The organism is Alkalibacillus salilacus (assembly GCF_030812915.1).
GTDB classification, from domain to species: Bacteria; Bacillota; Bacilli; order Bacillales; family Alkalibacillaceae; genus Alkalibacillus; species Alkalibacillus salilacus.
In genome coordinates this window covers 220,162-237,788 of record NZ_JAUSTQ010000002.1, presented here as the reverse complement: position 1 = coordinate 237,788, position 17,627 = coordinate 220,162, and the positions used below count along the sequence as shown (strand labels likewise).

Below are 17,627 nucleotides of genomic sequence, written 5' to 3'. Positions count from 1 at the left end.
GTGACGTTATGTTAGAGAGTAAAATGAACTGGCAATTAAATAATATTGAAAATCAAACACAATTAAGTGTATCTGTTTCCCCCGTTATTAAACGAATGTTAGCGAAACGAGGGATTGATAATGATGAACAGGCACAGCAATTTTTATACCCGAACATAAATGATTTACATAATCCATTTTTATTTGAAGATATGGAAAAAACGGTTCAACGCATTCAACAAGCGATTGATACAGGTGAACACATTGTTATTTATGGTGATTATGACGCAGATGGTGTGACATCAACATCTGTCTTAGTGTCAACGTTACAATCGTTAGGAGCTGTCGTTGATTATTATATTCCGAGTCGCTTTTCGGAAGGCTATGGCCCCAACGAAGAAGCTTTTCGAATGTTGGGTGAATCTGGTTGTACGCTTATCATTACAGTGGACAATGGGATTGCTGCACCTCATGAAGCGACAGTCGCAAAAGAGCTAGGAATTGACCTAATCATTACGGATCATCATGAACCACAAGATACCATGCCCGATGCATTTGCGATTATTCATCCTAATTTATCGGGTCAATACCCGTTTGATGATTTGGCTGGAGTAGGCGTTGCTTTCAAATTGGCCCATGCGTTAATCGGTGAAGTCCCAACATGGTTAACAAGCTATGTCGCGATAGGAACCGTTGCAGACCTTGTTCCTTTAAGAGGTGAAAATCGTCTGCTCGTCAAGCAAGGACTATCTATTTTATCTAAAGAGTGCCAACCTGGCATTGAAGCATTAAAACAATTAGGAAAACTAGAAGGCAACTTAACAGCTGAGAATATCGGCTTTGTTATTGCGCCAAGGTTAAATGCGGTAGGACGATTACAAGATGCTGACTTAGCGGTAGATTTACTGCTAGAAGAAGATTCTGTTCTTGCAGAAGATATGGCTAAAGAAATTGATCAGTTGAATCAAGAACGGCAACAACTCGTTAAGACAATAGCTGAAGAGGCTTTTGAACAAATCGAAAGCTATTATCGTGATGATTCCGTTATTGTTGTATCAGGTGAAGGCTGGAATCCGGGTGTTTTAGGAATTGTTGCATCACGGATTGTTAATAAATATTATCGACCGACACTTGTTCTCGGCGAGGATCCAGAATCGGGAATTGCTAAAGGAAGTGGCCGTAGTATTCCGGCATTTGATTTGTTTCAAGAAGGGATGCTGATTAGAGATCATTTCAAGCAGTTCGGTGGACATGCCCAAGCAGCTGGTATGACAGTGGATCTTAATCAAGTTAGTCAGTTAAGAGAAGCCTTTAATGAACGAGCACAAAAAGTCATGAGTCCAGAAGATTATATCCCAACCCTATCGATTGAGGATGACGTTGATTGGGCCGAAATTGATCTCAATTTTCCTAAGGAGCTTGAATTGTTATCCCCTTTTGGGATGGAAAACGAAAAGCCGATTTTTCAGGTTTCTAATATCACCTTATCTCAAATCAAGCGAATCGGAGCTAATCAGAATCATATTAAGATGATGGGCATGAAAGATCAAGTTTCAATCGAAATGATTGGTTTTCAACTGGGAGATATAGCTGAGAAATTGACACCAGGTGTTGAAATTGATGTAGCTGGTGAAATAGAAGTGAATGAATGGAATGGACACCGAAAACTACAAATCAAGTTAAAAGACGTTCGTTGTCAAGAATGGCAATTGTTTGATTATCGTGGTAAAGTTTTACCAGATACAGTTAAACATCAATTAACGAATGATCAAGAAACACTGTTTGTCTATTTCAATCATAAAATGAAGCCGAGTGTGGATAGTGCTGTCTATTATGAGCAGTTAATAAATGACAGCCATGATGAGTATAAACGCATCGTCTGTCTTGATTTACCTCAAAATTTACAAGCTTTTGAAGATATACTGAAGCATAGTTATATCGATGCTGTTTATCTGTGTTTTCATCAAGACCAATCACATTTTTTATCTGTCATTCCAACAAGAGATGACTTTAAACAACTATACGGATTATTAAAAAAACATAAACAAATTACTTCTGAACAGAAAGTACAGCTTGCTCAAGCTAAAAGTTGGTCAAATGACAAACTTGATTTTATGTTGGACGTGTTTTTTGATTTAGATTTTGTTAAAATAACTAATGGTTTGATTGTCTTTCAAGAAAGTGTTTCATTTCGACCACTTGAACAATCAACCACTTATCAACGTAAGCTAGACGCAGTAAAAGTAGATGAGATTTTATATTATTCAACTTATCGTGAATTGAAAGAATGGATTGATTCAAAAATTCATTCTCGCGAAATGGAAGGAGAAGTTGTACATGAATTTTAAAGACTATGTAACAATTGTTGAGGATTGGCCAAAGGAAGGCATTAAATTTAAGGATATTACAACGTTAATGGACAATGGTCCAGCATTTAAAGCAGCTGTCGACGAAATCGTGGCTTATGCTAAAGAAAAAGAAGTTGATGTCATCGTTGGACCTGAAGCACGCGGTTTTATTGTGGGCTGTCCCGTTTCATATGCACTTGAGGTAGGATTTGCCCCTGTTCGTAAAGAAGGCAAATTACCACGCGAAACAATAAGAGTAGATTATGGTTTGGAATACGGTTCAGATGTCTTAACGATTCATAAAGACGCTATTAAACCTGGCCAACGCGTGTTATTTGTCGATGATTTACTGGCGACAGGCGGCACTGTTCAAGCGACAATTGACCTTGTTGAACAACTTGGTGGAAATGTAGTCGGTTGTGCTTTCCTAATTGAATTATCTTACTTAAACGGTCGTGAAAAATTACAAGACTATGATATACTTAAATTAATGGAGTATTAAAGGAATATTGGCTGACCCACTTTTGGGGCAGCCAAGTTTTATTATTTTTAGGTATTGTTAACGTTTGATCATGATTTTCTACTTTACAATTTCTCTTATATTCTAAATAATAAAGATAAATTATTTTACACCTAGGTGATGTTATGGCTAAACATGAAGAAAAAACAATAGATGAAGTCATTGAAGAAGCGAGTCGTTATTTGAATGATGAACACACGACGTTTCTTCGACTTGCCTATGAATACGCTAAAGACGCACATGAGGGACAAACTCGTAAATCGGGAGAACCTTATATTACCCATCCTGTTCAAGTCGCTGGCATTCTAATTGAGTTGGAAATGGATCCTTCTACAATTGCGAGCGGATTTTTGCATGATGTATTAGAAGACACTGAAGCAACGTACGAAAACTTGTCAGAAGAGTTTGGTGAAGAAGTCGCATCACTTGTTGAAGGTGTAACAAAATTAGGTAAGATTAAGTATAAGTCCAAAGAAGAACAGCAAGCAGAGAATCATCGTAAAATGTTCATCGCGATGGCCAAGGATATTCGTGTGATCCTCATTAAACTAGCAGACCGCCTGCATAATATGCGGACGCTTGATCATCTTCCAGAGGACAAGCAACGTCGCATTGCTAATGAAACACTAGAGATATTTGCACCTCTTGCTCATCGCCTTGGTATTTCCACAATTAAATGGGAATTAGAAGATGTTTCATTACGTTATCTTAATCCGCAACAATATTATCGGATAGTTAATTTGATGAAACAGAAACGGGATGAGCGTGTTTACTACATCGATCAAGTCATTGATGACATCCAAGATCAGTTGCAGGATGTCAGCATTTCAGCTGAGATTTCAGGACGACCAAAGCATATTTATAGTATTTATAAAAAAATGGCTTATCAGAAAAAAGATTTTAATGAAATTTATGACCTTTTGGCTGTACGTGTCATTGTGAAGAGTATTAAAGAATGCTACGCAGTATTAGGGATTATTCATACTTGTTGGAAGCCAATGCCAGGACGTTTTAAAGACTATATTGCGATGCCGAAACCAAACCTTTACCAATCACTTCATACAACTGTGATTGGGCCAAAAGGCGATCCGCTAGAAGTCCAAATTCGAACGCAAGAAATGCATGAAATCGCTGAATATGGTATCGCTGCTCATTGGGCTTATAAAGAAGGGACAACAAATACACAGGAAGATATGTCAAAGCAATTGGCTTGGTTCCGTGAAATACTTGAGTGGCAAAATGAAACAAATGATGCCGAAGAATTTATGGAGTCTCTTAAAGTTGATTTCTTCTCTGACATGGTATATGTGTTCACGCCAAACGGTGACGTGATTGAACTACCAAGTGGTTCCGTGCCTCTAGACTTTGCTTTTCGCATCCACACTGAAGTAGGTAATAAAACAGTCGGGGCTAAAGTGAACGGGAAGATTGAACCTTTAGATTATGAGCTACAAACAGGCGATATTGTGGAAATGTTAACGTCGAAACATTCATATGGACCATCAGAAGATTGGCTTAAAATTACACAAACAACACAAGCTAAAAATAAAATCAAACAGTTTTTCAAAAAACAACGTCGTGAAGAAAATGTTGAACGCGGCAAAGAATTAATAGAGAAAGAGATAAAGAATTTAGGATTATCTCCTAAAGAAGTATTAGTCGATGATAATATTCAAAATGCTGTTGATAGATTACACATTAATTCACTAGAAGATCTCTATGCTGCTGTTGGTTACCAAGGGATAACCACTCAGCAGGCTGTTAATCGATTAACTGAAAAAATCGTCAAAGAAGAACGTGCTGAAGATTTAGAGAACTCAATTTTGGAAGCTCAACAAGAAGTAGAATCAAAACGTAAAAAAACCACAGGCATGGGTGTCAATGTTAAAGGTATGGATAATCTTATGGTTCGATTATCGAAATGTTGTAACCCTGTACCAGGTGATCCCATTATTGGCTTTATTACAAAAGGTCGCGGCGTTTCAGTACACCGAGAAGACTGTCCAAACATGAAAAATGAGGACGAAAAAAGGTTGATTGAAGTCGAATGGGAAGATGTTAGCAGTCAACGTAAAAATTACAGTGTCGATTTAGAAATCTCAGGATTCGATCGTAATGGTTTATTAAATGAAATATTACAAGTTGTAAATGAAACTAATACGGATATTGTGGCAGTGAATGGGAAATCTGATAAGAACAAAATGGCTGTTATTAACTTAACGATTTTAATTCAAAATGTGGATCATTTAAAACGAATTGTTGAACGAATAAAACACATAAGAGATGTCTTTACTGTCCAACGAACGATTCAATAAGGAGTTCTGTAGAAAGATGAGAGCAGTAGTACAACGAACTGTAAACGGAGAAGTAGAAGTGGACCAAACCATTACAGGTGAAATTGATTTTGGATTAGTGGTTTTGCTTGGAGTCACACACGAAGATACCGAAAAAGACCTTGACTATATCGCCGATAAAGTGACTAATTTACGAATCTTTGAAGATGAAGAAGGTAAGATGAATTTATCATTAAAAGATGTTGGCGGAAAGATTTTATCGATTTCGCAATTCACACTATATGGTGATACAAGGAAAGGTCGACGTCCAAGCTTTATGCAAGCAGCTAAACCTGCGCAAGCTAATACGCTGTATGAACAATTTAATGATAAAGTTCGTTCATTAGGAGTTCCCGTAGAAACAGGAGCTTTCGGAGAACATATGAAAGTTTCCCTAACAAACGACGGGCCAGTAACATTGATTATTGACTCCAATGAATGATAAACTTGACAGTCGTATGAAATATGGATATGATAATAAAAACATTTTAATAAATAAAACCGACGAAGGAAAAAGTAGTGGAAACCGAACAATTGCAGAGAGGGTTTATCGTGGCTGAAAATAAACCTATCCGTTTATTTCATGAAAGACATTCTGGAGGTGTCGTGCTGAACCACACTTGTCTAGTAAGTACGATCGCGATTAAGCGTTATGTTAACGAAGCGAAAGCATATGATAATATGCTTTAATCAGGGTGGCAACACGGGTGAACCTCGTCCCTATCAAATAATCATTTGATAGGGACGTTTTTTATATTGGCTATGTTAAAGTTTAGTGTTGATTTCAAAGTATTAAGCATTTAGTTGTTGAATTGTGAGAAGCGAAGGTGGCGACTCCTGCGGGAATAGCACGAGTCTCGAGACCCCGCAGGAAGCGCTTTTCTTCCGAGGAGGCTCGAGCCGTGCCCGCGGAAAGCGTCCACCGAAAGCGGAGCACAATATCAACAACGGACTTTAACAAAGCTTTTATATTTAATGCGTATTAAGGAAAACTTAAGGAGGGACTTTATATGAACATCCATATTCCTAGAGGGACGGAAGACTTACTTCCAGAACAAACGAAAACTTGGCAAATCATTGAAGATACATTAAAACAATTATCCGAACGTTATCATTATCACGAAATCCGTACACCTATGTTTGAACGAACCGAATTATTTCAACGCGGTGTTGGTGATACAACTGATATTGTGCAAAAAGAGATGTACACGTTTACGGATCGTGGAGGACGCAGTTTAACACTACGTCCAGAAGGGACAGCGTCAGTCGCGCGCTCTTATGTTCAAAATAAAATGCATGGTAATCCTGAACAGCCGACTAAATTGTATTATTTAGGGCCGATGTTCCGTTACGAACGTCCACAACAAGGACGAACACGCCAATTTACACAGTTTGGAATTGAGGCAATTGGAAGTGCTGATCCAGCAATTGATGCAGAAGTTATTGCTTTTGCGATGGATTGTTACCAAGATCTTGGTTTAAAATCGCTCAAACTTGTTTTGAACAGCTTAGGTGATCATGAGAGTCGAGAAGCCCATAGACAAGCATTAGTTGATCATTTCAAACCACACGAAGATGAATTATGCTCAGATTGTCAGATGCGTTTAGAGCAAAATCCACTACGTTTATTGGATTGTAAAGTGGACCAAGATCACCCTTCCATGCAGAATGCTCCGTCAATCTTGGATTACTTAAATGATTATTCTCAACAGTATTTTATTGACGTTAAAAAGCATTTAGATGCAATGGGTATCGATTATGTCGTTGATGATGCATTAGTGCGTGGCTTAGATTATTACACGCATACAGCATTTGAAATTATGAGTGAAGCGGATGGTTTTGGTTCAATCACTACTTTATCTGGAGGTGGACGTTACAACGGTCTTATTCAAGATATTGGTGGTCCGGAAATTTCGGGTATAGGTTTTGCTTTAAGTATTGAACGATTAATTATGGCTCTTGAAGCTGAAGGCATTAGTTTAGATAGCGAAGATGAGCTAGATTGTTATGTGATTACAATGGGTGATGAGGCCAAATTCGCTGGTTCAAAACTTGTTTACCAATTAAGAAAAGCGGGATTCATTGTTGATCAAGATTATTTAGATAAAAAAATGAAAGCACAATTTAAAGCGGCCGACCGATATCAAGCGTCCTATGCAATCGTGATTGGTGAGTCAGAGATTGAACAAGGCGTAGCTAATATTAAACGATTAGAAGATGGCGAACAGAAAACAATAGCCATTGATGACGTCAAAGCCCAAATCGAGCAAGGATTGTAAGGAGGTACACCATGAAAAAAAGAACGCATTGTGGGCAGGTAACAACTGCATTAGTTGATGAATCTGTATTGTTAAAAGGCTGGGTACAGAAACGCCGAGATCTAGGAGGATTAATTTTTATTGATCTTCGTGATCGTTCTGGTATTGTTCAGACTGTTTTCAGTCCCGAACATAATCAAGAAGCACTTGAAACAGCAGAAAACTTGCGAAGTGAATATGTTGTTGAAATTAAAGGTACTGTTAAGCGTCGTGACGAACAAACAGTAAACCCTAATATGGTTACGGGTGAAGTTGAAGTGCTTGTTGATGAGGTAACACTTGTTAATAGCTCAAAAGCTTTGCCAATTAAAGTCGATGGTACAAATGATCTAAATGAAGATACCAGACTAAAATATCGTTATCTTGACTTACGACGAGAAACGATGCAAAACACGTTGAAACTAAGACATCAGACGGCTCAAGCTATACGTCATTATTTAAATAATCAAGACTTTTTAGAAATGGAAACACCGATTCTAACAAAAAGCACGCCTGAAGGAGCACGTGACTATTTAGTGCCAAGCCGAGTTCATCCAGGAGAATTTTATGCACTACCACAATCTCCTCAGATCTTTAAGCAGCTTATTATGGTGTCCGGGTTTGAAAAGTATTATCAGATTACACGTTGTTTCCGTGATGAAGATTTACGTGCCGACCGACAACCTGAATTTACCCAAGTAGATATTGAAACGTCATTCATGTCTCAAGAGGAAATTATGGAAATGACAGAGGAAATGTTAGCGTCTGTCGTAAAAGAGGTTAAAGATGTGGATGTACCTTTACCGTTCCCACGCCTAAGTTACCAAGAAGCTATGGATCGTTATGGTTCGGACAAGCCAGATACACGATTTGATTTAGAACTAGTTAATTTGAATGAAGTTGTGAAAGATAGTGGCTTTAAAGTATTTAGACAAGCGATAGAAACTGGCGGTAAAGTCAGTGCAATCAATGTTAAGGGTTATGCCGACAAATTCTCTCGTAAAGATATTGATCAGTTGACGGAATTTGTCGCTATATACGGAGCTAAAGGTTTAGCTTGGATGAAAGTGGATGATGGTCAGCTGACTGGGCCAATCGCCAAGTTCTTTGAAGAAGAAGATGCTAATGCCATTATGAACGCAACAAATGGCGAAACAAATGATTTATTATTATTTGTTGCAGACCAAGCTGAAGTTGTCTATGACAGTTTAGGTGCTTTACGTCAGAAATTAGCTAAAGACTTAGACTTAATTGATGATAGCCAATATAATTTCTTATGGGTCACAGATTGGCCATTATTTGAATATGATGAGGACGACGGACGCTACCATGCAGCGCATCACCCGTTTACAATGCCTCAAACTAACGACTTAAGCGAGCTTCAAAATAATCCAGCAGACGTTAAGGCGCGTGCTTATGATATCGTATTAAACGGATATGAGTTGGGTGGAGGCTCATTACGTATTTATAAGAAGGAAATGCAAGAAAAAATGTTCGAAGCGTTAGGATTCACTCAAGAAGAAGCTCAAGAGCAATTTGGTTTCTTACTTGAAGCTTTAGAGTTTGGTGCTCCGCCTCATGGTGGTATAGCATTAGGCTTTGATCGTTTAGTAATGCTTTTAGCTGGGAAAACAAATTTACGTGATACAATTGCCTTTCCGAAAACAGCTTCTGCATCAGACTTGTTGACGCAGGCACCTGATGAAGTAGATGAGCGCCAACTAGATGAACTTTACTTAAAAACAACTAAAACAAATGAAGATCCGAAAGAGTAAATATCGGAAAAAATTACTACAAAAAACGACGGTTTCTAAGCTTGAAACACAGTGATGTTCATGCTATGATTTAAATACAAAATCAATTGAAACAATCCTAATGTGTTCGTCTTACTCCTAATACGTTTTGACCGAACACTTATATAAAAAGGGAGTCTGACGTTTCCATGGTGCGTAAATGCCTTTCGAGGACTTACAAAATACGTGGAACAAGACACCCACCTGCCTTGAGCGGGTTCAAAACAAAATGGAGAGACGGCACAATTGGGATTGTTACATATAAGAAAAGCGGTTATTTCCAAACAAGGAAATAACCGCTTTTCTTTATTTAGCAATTTGTTGTAAATTACCGTTTTTCTCCATTTGAAATGCTGGAGATTCTTGACCATCTTCGAGAATCATCATTTTACGAGCACGATCCATAATTGTAATAAATGTCTGATAATCCTCTTGTAGACTATTGTATTGTGCTTTTAAAGATTGAAGTTCTTCTTTCAAAAGATCATTCTCTTCACGCAATTGCTGATTATCAGTTTTGATGATATCGATATCGCTTTGATCACGCATTTGAGTCTTTAATGTCTCTAATTGTTGAATAATTCCATCGAGTGTAGAATCATTGACTGTGTCACTTGTTGTTTGCACAGAAGGTGACTCAACAGTAATCGGAAGTTGAGAACTTTCACCTTGTTCAGGAAGTTTCTCGGAATGAGTTTGTTTTTTAGCTCGCTTCCGTTCTTTCCGTTGTCTCTTAGCTAAATCTACTGCTTTTTCATAGTTTTGCCTCACTTCGGCATTCCAACGAAAACCACAAGCTGCCGCAGTCCGATTTAACGCATCCCCGACTTCTTCAAAAGCATTTAATTGTGTACTACCTTCGCGTATGTGTCTGAGAACGGTTTCGGCTAGTAATAGATCATCTTCATGTGACCAAGCATCTTGACGTACTTTCACCATAGTCGAATCGATCCTTTCGTTTATATCATTATTAAAACTTGATTATAGATTTCGATATCTATCATATACAAAATATGAACGCTTTATACATGTTGAGAAAGAATGTTCGTCACAATATGTCCTAATCATGTAAAATAGTATTAGAGCTAGATTAAAGGAGTTATGCTATGTTAGTACAAGAACCTTTAGCGTATCGCATGCGACCAGAAAAAATAGAAGATGTCATAGGACAAGACGATGTTATTGGAGAGCACACGCCGCTTTATAAAATGATTAAACAAAATCACGTGCCATCAATGATTCTTTATGGTCAGCCAGGTACAGGAAAGACATCCTTAGCTTTTGCTATTGCTGGCTCGACTAATCAAGATTTTTATGCTATTAATGCAACGACTGCGAGCAAAAAAGATATAGAAGAGATTATTGCCAAGGCAAAATTGAGTGGCGGGGCTATTTTATTCATAGATGAGATTCATCGCTTTAATAAGAGTCAACAAGACTATTTATTAAAAGCATTGGAAGAAGGGGTTATTACCCTAGTAGGAGCTACGACAGAGAATCCATATCATAGTGTGAACAATGCAATTCGATCACGATGTGGTCAAATTAAACAATTATCACTATTAGACCAAGATGCAATCATGACTTTACTTCACCAAGCTTTAAATGATGACATGAAAGGGCTTGGTCATTTATCAATCAATATCTCAGAAGAACAATTACAACAAATTGCTTCTGTTACGGGTGATGCAAGAACAGCTTTAACTTTGTTAGAGGATATTGTATTTGCATCAGACCAAGATGAAGATGGGACATATATCGTTCATCATGACACGGTTTCGTATTGCATCAAAAATAAAGGTTTTTCACATGATAAGAAAGGTGATATATACTATAACCTTTTGTCGAGTTTTCAAAAAAGTATACGTGGAAGTGATGTGAATGCTGCTTTACACTATTTAGCCAGGTTATTAGAAGGTGGCGACTTAGAAGCTATCACCCGCCGTTTACTCGTAATTGCTTATGAAGATATTGGATTGGCTAATCCATCTCTTACTGCCCGTGTCTTGCCAGCCATACAATCAGTAGAAAGGCTGGGTTTACCTGAAGGAAGGATTCCTTTATCTGTTGTAACCGTCGAATTATGTTTATCACCAAAATCTAATACAGCTTATAAGGCCTTAGACCAAGCAATCACACATGTTCAAAAAGGGATCACCGATGATATTCCAGATCATTTAAAAGATACGCATTACCAAGGTGCCCAAGACTTAGGGCATGGTCTAGAATATAAATATCCACATAACTATCAAGGTTCTTGGGTTTATCAAGAGTATCTTCCAGAGCGACTAAAAGATGCTAAGTATTATAAACCAAAAGAAATTGGAGAAGAAAAACGATTAGCCCAAACTTACGAGAAATTAAATTCTCTAAAAGAAAAAGGACGACAAAATCAATCAGAATAAATGCATTTAGTCTTTAAAACATGCTATAATATCCTGTGGTTTTTATACGACTTAATCGGCAAGCTAAATTGACCGTGTTATAATAAAACTTAGATAAGGATTAGATAGGAGGCGCTTTGTTTGAAAATCTCAACAAAAGGTCGCTATGGATTAACCATTATGATTGCATTAGCTAAAAATTATGGTGACAAACCGATTCCATTAAAATCCATTGCGGCAGATTATGGATTATCAGAACATTATTTAGAGCAATTAATTGCGCCTTTAAGAAATGAGCGATTAGTGAAAAGCGTTCGCGGTGCTAAGGGTGGTTATTTATTGACGCGCGAACCTAAACAAATTACTGCTGCAGATATAATTCGAACACTAGAAGGTCCTATACGTCCTGTTGAAGAAATGGACGATGAAGAACCCGCAAAACGTGAGTTATGGAAACGAATTCGTGATGCAGTTAAAGATGTTTTAGAACACACAACGCTTGAAGACTTGGCAGAATATGACCAAGATTTATACCAAGAAGAGTATATGTTTTATATTTAAGCTCAAAGAAGGTGACGATTTTGGCTTCAATCTATTTAGATCATGCGGCAACAACTCCCATACATGAAGAAGTGCAAGAGAGAATGATGGCTGTGATGAATCAACATTACGGTAATCCATCTAGTATCCATGCATTTGGTCGTGATGGGCGAAAACTAGTTGATCAAGCACGAACAACAGTAGCTGAGGCGATCAATGCCCCTTTTTCAACAATTGTTTTTACTAGTGGAGGGACAGAGGCTAATAATCTAGCTATTTTTGGTTCAGCTTATGCTTACCAGAATCAAGGTAAACACATTATAACAACAGCTATTGAGCATCATGCTGTTCTCCATCCATGTGAACAATTAGAAAAGGACGGCTTTGACGTCACTTATTTACCTGTCGATGAGTTGGGCAAGGTTAAGGTTGAAGATGTGAAAGCTGCGTTACGTGACGATACAATTTTGGTAACGATTATGTCTGTTAATAATGAAATTGGCGTTACTCAGCCAATCCAAGAAATTGGTGCATTATTAGACGATCATCAAGCGATCTTTCATACAGATGCTGTTCAATCATTTGGTGTTTATAAATTGGATGTCCAATCTTTAGGTGTTGATTTATTAACAGCTTCAAGCCATAAAATATATGGGCCTAAAGGAGTTGGGTTCTTGTATAAGAAGGAAGATCTTCATTTACAACAACAATTACATGGTGGAGAGCAAGAGAGAAAGTGGCGATCTGGTACGGAAAACACATTAGCTATTGCCGGATTTGATGAGGCTATAAAAGTGTTAGAAAGAGAACGAGAAGAACGTGATCGTCATTATGAAGCTTTACAAAACCGTTTGTTAATGGAATTAGAGCAACAAGGTATAACCTTTACGATAAATGGTGATTTAAATGCTCGTGTGCCTAACATTATCAATATAAGCTTTCCTAATACAGAAGTTGAGATGTTTTTAACGAACTTGGATTTAGCAGGAGTAGCTGTGTCTTCAGGTTCTGCTTGTACAGCTGGTTCTATTGATCCATCCCATGTATTAAAAGCCATGTACGGGGAAGAGGATCCTCGCTTAACCAATTCGATTCGTTTTAGTTTCGGGATTCATAATACAGAAGAAGAAATGGCTATTGTAGCTGAAAAAATTAAGCCGATTATTGATCGGTTAAAGAAGGTGGTGACATAAATGTCAGATAACGCAAATACACGAGTAGTGGTCGGAATGTCTGGAGGTGTTGACTCCTCTGTGACAGCACTACTTTTAAAGCAACAAGGATATGATGTGGTGGGGATTTTTATGAAAAATTGGGATGACACCGATGAGTTTGGTGTTTGTACGGCGACAGAAGATTATGAAGATGTCGCACGCGTGTGTCACCAATTAGATATCCCATACTACTCAGTTAATTTCGAATCAAAGTATTGGGACAAAGTCTTTCAATATTTCTTAGATGAGTATCAATCAGGTCGAACACCTAATCCTGATGTGATGTGTAATAAAGAGATCAAATTCAAAGCCTTTCTTGATCACGCAGTGGGTCTTGGTGCTGATTATTTAGCAACTGGTCATTACGCTCGCGTACGTGAGCGTGACGGACAAGTTGAAATGTTACGTGGAATCGACAATAACAAAGACCAAACGTATTTCTTAAATCAAATTTCACAAGATATCTTGCCGAAAATTATGTTTCCATTAGGTGAATTGACGAAACAAGAAGTACGCGATATTGCGAAAGAAAACGATTTAGCTACAGCAACGAAAAAAGATAGCACGGGCATTTGTTTTATTGGCGAACGGAATTTCAAAGAATTCTTAAGCGAGTATTTACCAGCACAACCTGGTGAAATGCAGACTTTATCTGGAGAAGTTAAAGGTCAACACGATGGCCTAATGTATTATACAATTGGTCAGCGCCAAGGTCTAGGCATTGGTGGAGCAGGTGATCCTTGGTTTGTTGTCGGTAAAAACCTTAAAGATAATGTTCTTTACGTCGGACAAGGGTTTCATCATAATGCTTTATATTCAGACGCTTTATTAGCTGTTGAGGTTAATTGGTTAGTCGAACAAGACTTATCACAACCATTTTCATGTACCGCGAAGTTCCGTTACCGTCAACAAGATAGCCCAGTGACGGTTTATCCTAATGAAGACGGAACTGTTTACGTGAAATTTGATCAACCAGAACGTGCGATCACACCTGGACAAGCTGTTGTATTTTATGATGGAGACGTTTGTCTTGGTGGAGGCACGATTGAAGAAGCTTATCGTCATGAAGAAGCATTGGCTCATTTAGGTTAATTAATTTTTAGGAAGTGTCATCAAATGAATGGTGGCACTTTTAATGCATGTAATTGGAGAAGAAAGGGATTTATTTATGAGTGAATTACAAAAAGGCATAGAATTCATGCAAAATCAGCAATTTGAAGAAGCAGCACAGGCATTTAATGATTATATTGAAGCAAACCCTCAGGATCCGGTAGGGTTTATTAATTTCGCTAACTTACTTGTTCATTTACAAGAATTTGAATCAGCTGAACGATTTTATCGAAAAGCACTGGAGTTAGAAAAAGAGATTCCAGCAGCGCATTATGGGTTAGGTAGTTTATACTATGAACAAGAACAATATGCTGATGCAACAGAACAATTTCAAGAAGCGATGAAGCAAGGATTAGCAGATGAAGATGTTTATTTTATGCTTGGTATGTCTTTGTTAAATCAAGAACAATCAAAGCTTGCTCTTCCTTATATGCAACGAGCGAGTGAATTGAATCATGAAGATGTCGACATTCAATTTCAATATGGTTTAACATTAGCGTATGCGAATATGATTGACGATGCTGAAAAGCAGATGGACCATGTCTTATCATTAACAGATGAGCATAGTGATGCCCATTATAACAAAGCCGTTTGTCTATTATATCACGAGAAACCTGAAGAAGCGTTAAAACAATTTGATCAGGCATTGGCTATTCAACCTGAGCACGTGTTAGCAAGCAATGGTAAAAAGCAAGTTGAAGAATTACTGAACCAGGATGATTCTTAAGGGAGATACTTGATATGGCTGAACAATACTTTGTCAAAGGACAGCTGAATCAAATGATTTTCCAAAATCAACAGACGCAATTTTCGATTGCGTCTATTTCTGTTGAGGATACGGATTTAGAATTAGATGAGCAAGAATTAGTGGTTAAAGGTCATTTCCCTGCATTGACGCATGGAAATGACTATATTTTTTACGGTCAGATGCAAACACATCCTAAATTTGGTGAGCAATTAAGTGTCTTTACATACGAAAAAGAACTGCCGAAAACAGAAGACAGTTTGGTTAAGTATTTATCAAGCGATTTATTTTATGGTATTGGTCAGAAAACAGCAAAGAAAATAGTCGACACATTAGGCATAAATGCGGTTGATGATATTTTGCGTGATGAATCAAAACTCGATGAAGTCATAGGGGTAAAAAGTGAAACTAAAAAGCAGTTTATTGCTGATTTAAGATTACATCAAGGTTTTGAACAAGTAACCGTCGAGTTAGCAAAATACGGTGTTGGTTTGCAATTAGCTCGGAAATTGTATGAAGCTTATGCGGAAAGAACGATTCAACAACTTCAAGATAATCCTTACGACTTCGTTTTCCATGTAGATGGTTTCGGTTTCCAACGAGCTGATGAAATTGCACAATTCTTGGGCATTAAAGATGATCATCCGACACGAGTACAAGCTGGTATTCTTCATGTCTTGGATGAAGAAGCATCAAATGGTCATGTTTATACGGAATTAGCTCATTTAATTGAGCGTTTAAACCAGTTATTATTTCAAGGCCAAACAATAGAAGATGAGGAATCTTTATTAGATCATCTTAATCATTTAGTCGAAGAAAGTTTAGTTGTATTGGAAAATCAGCGGTTGTATTTACCTCAATTGTATTTTGCTGAAGAAGGTGTTGCTTCACAATTAACTCGATTACTTGAAACGGAAGAAGAGACTTCATATGACGAGAGTGAATTGTTAGCAACAATCGGTGAGATTGAAGAACAAGAAGGAATTGCTTACGGCGAAGAGCAGTATGAAGCAGTCAAAAAAGCATTAGATCATAAAGTGATGTTATTAACTGGTGGACCTGGTACAGGGAAAACTACCGTTGTTAAAGGAATCCTCCATTGCTATGAGACTTTATTTCAGAAAAATAAACCGAAACGTCAGAGTGATTTTATTCTGGCTGCACCAACAGGACGAGCTGCTAAGCGTCTAACAGAATCAACAGGACTTAAAGCAAAGACCATACATAGTTTACTTGGGTGGTCTGGTGAAGAAGAATTTGAATTCAATGGTTCAAATCAGTTGAGCGGCAAGATGATTATTGTTGATGAATTTTCGATGGTGGATATTTGGTTAGCCAATCGATTGCTTAAAGCTGTGCCGACTGACATGAAAGTGATTTTTGTTGGTGATGAAGATCAATTGCCTTCAGTTGGTCCAGGACAAGTCTTAGCTGATTTGCTTACATCTGAAGCAGTTCCTGTTTGTCGATTACAAGAGATCTATCGTCAAAAAAATGATTCCTATATTGTTAAATTAGCCCATGATATTAAGCATGATCAATTACCAGAACAATCAGTAGGGAAAAAGGCAGATTTCAACTTCATTGATACATCCAGTGACCATGCGATTGATACGATTGAGCAAATTGTAACGAAGGCATTGGATAAAGGTTATACGATGCGCGATATTCAAGTGTTAGCCCCTATGTATCGGACAAAAGTGGGGATTCATGAATTAAATCAGTCCTTGCAACATATTTTTAACCCCAAAATGGAGAAGAAACGGGAAATCGAGCATTTTCAATCGATCTTTCGGACAGGCGATAAAGTCATTCAGTTAGTTAATCAGCCTGAAAAAGATGTCTTCAATGGGGATATCGGAGAAATTATTGCAGTTAAATATGCGAAAGAAGCAGAGTCTAAAAAAGACGAATTAATTATCGATTTTGAAGGATTAGAAGTATCGTACACGCGACAAGATTTTAATCAAATCATGTTGGCCTATGCCATTTCTATTCATAAATCACAAGGCAGTGAATTTCCGATTGTTATTTTACCCATCGTTCGGCCGTTTAAACGAATGCTTGTGAAAAACTTAATTTATACGGCTGTGACACGTGGTAAATCATCACTGATCATTTGTGGACACTATGATATCTTTTTAGAAGGACTGCAAAAAGGTGATGCCTTTAAACGTCAGACGACATTAGTTGAAAGAATTCATGCTTTTCATGGTACGACGACTGAGCTTGTTTCTACAGATGCTACAAATTTAGATCATATGGAAGTTGATGAAAAGGAAGAATTTTCGCCTTATGATTTTATGTAATTGTTGAACACTAAAAATGTTCGTACCCTACGGTATAGAACAGCTTCTAATCATA

At 37.6% G+C, this 17,627-nt stretch carries 13 protein-coding genes, 1 other RNA gene and 1 other annotated feature; of the genes, 13 read left to right on the top strand and 1 reads right to left on the bottom strand.

The genetic code is table 11. The features are described from left to right. The first annotated feature begins 8 nt into the window (after positions 1–8). The 7 genes from recJ to ssrS all read left to right on the top strand — a co-directional run bounded on the left by recJ (position 9) and on the right by ssrS (position 9,527). The gene (gene recJ, locus J2S77_RS03415) at positions 9–2,327 is read left to right on the top strand and encodes a single-stranded-DNA-specific exonuclease RecJ (protein WP_306974644.1); all 2,319 of its coding nucleotides are present in this window, start codon (positions 9–11) and stop codon (positions 2,325–2,327) included. Next, positions 2,317–2,829, top strand: a complete 513-nt coding sequence (locus J2S77_RS03410) for an adenine phosphoribosyltransferase (protein ID WP_306974642.1) — start codon at positions 2,317–2,319, stop codon at positions 2,827–2,829. The genes recJ and J2S77_RS03410 overlap by 11 nt, the downstream gene beginning before the upstream one ends. 143 nt (positions 2,830–2,972) lie before the next feature. Further along, positions 2,973–5,162, top strand: a complete 2,190-nt coding sequence (locus J2S77_RS03405; RefSeq protein ID WP_306974641.1) for a RelA/SpoT family protein — start codon at positions 2,973–2,975, stop codon at positions 5,160–5,162. Between the two features lie 16 nt (positions 5,163–5,178). Continuing rightward, a complete protein-coding gene (gene dtd / locus J2S77_RS03400; RefSeq protein ID WP_306974640.1) occupies positions 5,179–5,622 on the top strand; it encodes a D-aminoacyl-tRNA deacylase in 444 nt (147 codons plus the stop codon). A gap of 53 nt (positions 5,623–5,675) precedes the next feature. Then, positions 5,676–5,905 (top strand) — a binding site (T-box leader). A 285-nt stretch (positions 5,906–6,190) separates the two neighbouring features. Then, entirely contained in the window at positions 6,191–7,459 is a 1,269-nt protein-coding gene (gene hisS / locus J2S77_RS03395; RefSeq protein WP_306974638.1) for a histidine--tRNA ligase, read from the top strand. 11 nt (positions 7,460–7,470) lie between these two features. Next, positions 7,471–9,252 carry an aspartate--tRNA ligase gene (gene aspS / locus J2S77_RS03390; RefSeq protein WP_306974636.1) on the top strand — a complete coding sequence of 594 codons (1,782 nt, stop codon included), beginning with the start codon at positions 7,471–7,473 and terminating at the stop codon, positions 9,250–9,252. A gap of 91 nt (positions 9,253–9,343) precedes the next feature. Further along, positions 9,344–9,527: non-coding RNA, 6S RNA (gene ssrS / locus J2S77_RS03385), on the top strand. 49 nt (positions 9,528–9,576) lie between these two features. Here ssrS and J2S77_RS03380 read toward each other — a convergent pair. Beyond that, the gene (locus tag J2S77_RS03380) at positions 9,577–10,209 is read right to left on the bottom strand and encodes an RsfA family transcriptional regulator (RefSeq protein WP_306974634.1); all 633 of its coding nucleotides are present in this window, start codon (positions 10,207–10,209) and stop codon (positions 9,577–9,579) included. A gap of 167 nt (positions 10,210–10,376) precedes the next feature. Here J2S77_RS03380 and J2S77_RS03375 point away from each other — a divergent pair, with 167 nt between their 5' ends. From J2S77_RS03375 to recD2, 6 genes are all read left to right on the top strand, one after another. Next, positions 10,377–11,675 (top strand): replication-associated recombination protein A, encoded by a 1,299-nt coding sequence (locus J2S77_RS03375; protein ID WP_306974632.1) that lies wholly within the window; start codon positions 10,377–10,379, stop codon positions 11,673–11,675. Between the two features lie 120 nt (positions 11,676–11,795). Further along, positions 11,796–12,215, top strand: coding sequence for a cysteine metabolism transcriptional regulator CymR (gene cymR, locus J2S77_RS03370; protein WP_306974630.1), 420 nt, complete (start codon positions 11,796–11,798; stop codon positions 12,213–12,215). Positions 12,216–12,235: 20 nt separating this feature from the next. Continuing rightward, a complete protein-coding gene (locus tag J2S77_RS03365) occupies positions 12,236–13,387 on the top strand; it encodes a cysteine desulfurase family protein (protein WP_306974629.1) in 1,152 nt (383 codons plus the stop codon). Continuing rightward, a complete protein-coding gene (mnmA, locus tag J2S77_RS03360) occupies positions 13,388–14,500 on the top strand; it encodes a tRNA 2-thiouridine(34) synthase MnmA (protein WP_306974627.1) in 1,113 nt (370 codons plus the stop codon). 43 nt (positions 14,501–14,543) lie between these two features. Further along, positions 14,544–15,245 carry a tetratricopeptide repeat protein gene (locus J2S77_RS03355; protein ID WP_306974624.1) on the top strand — a complete coding sequence of 234 codons (702 nt, stop codon included), beginning with the start codon at positions 14,544–14,546 and terminating at the stop codon, positions 15,243–15,245. A 14-nt stretch (positions 15,246–15,259) separates the two neighbouring features. After that, on the top strand, positions 15,260–17,572 hold the full coding sequence (recD2, locus tag J2S77_RS03350) for an SF1B family DNA helicase RecD2 (RefSeq protein WP_306974622.1): 2,313 nt from the start codon (positions 15,260–15,262) through the stop codon (positions 17,570–17,572). The last annotated feature ends 55 nt before the right edge of the window (positions 17,573–17,627 follow it).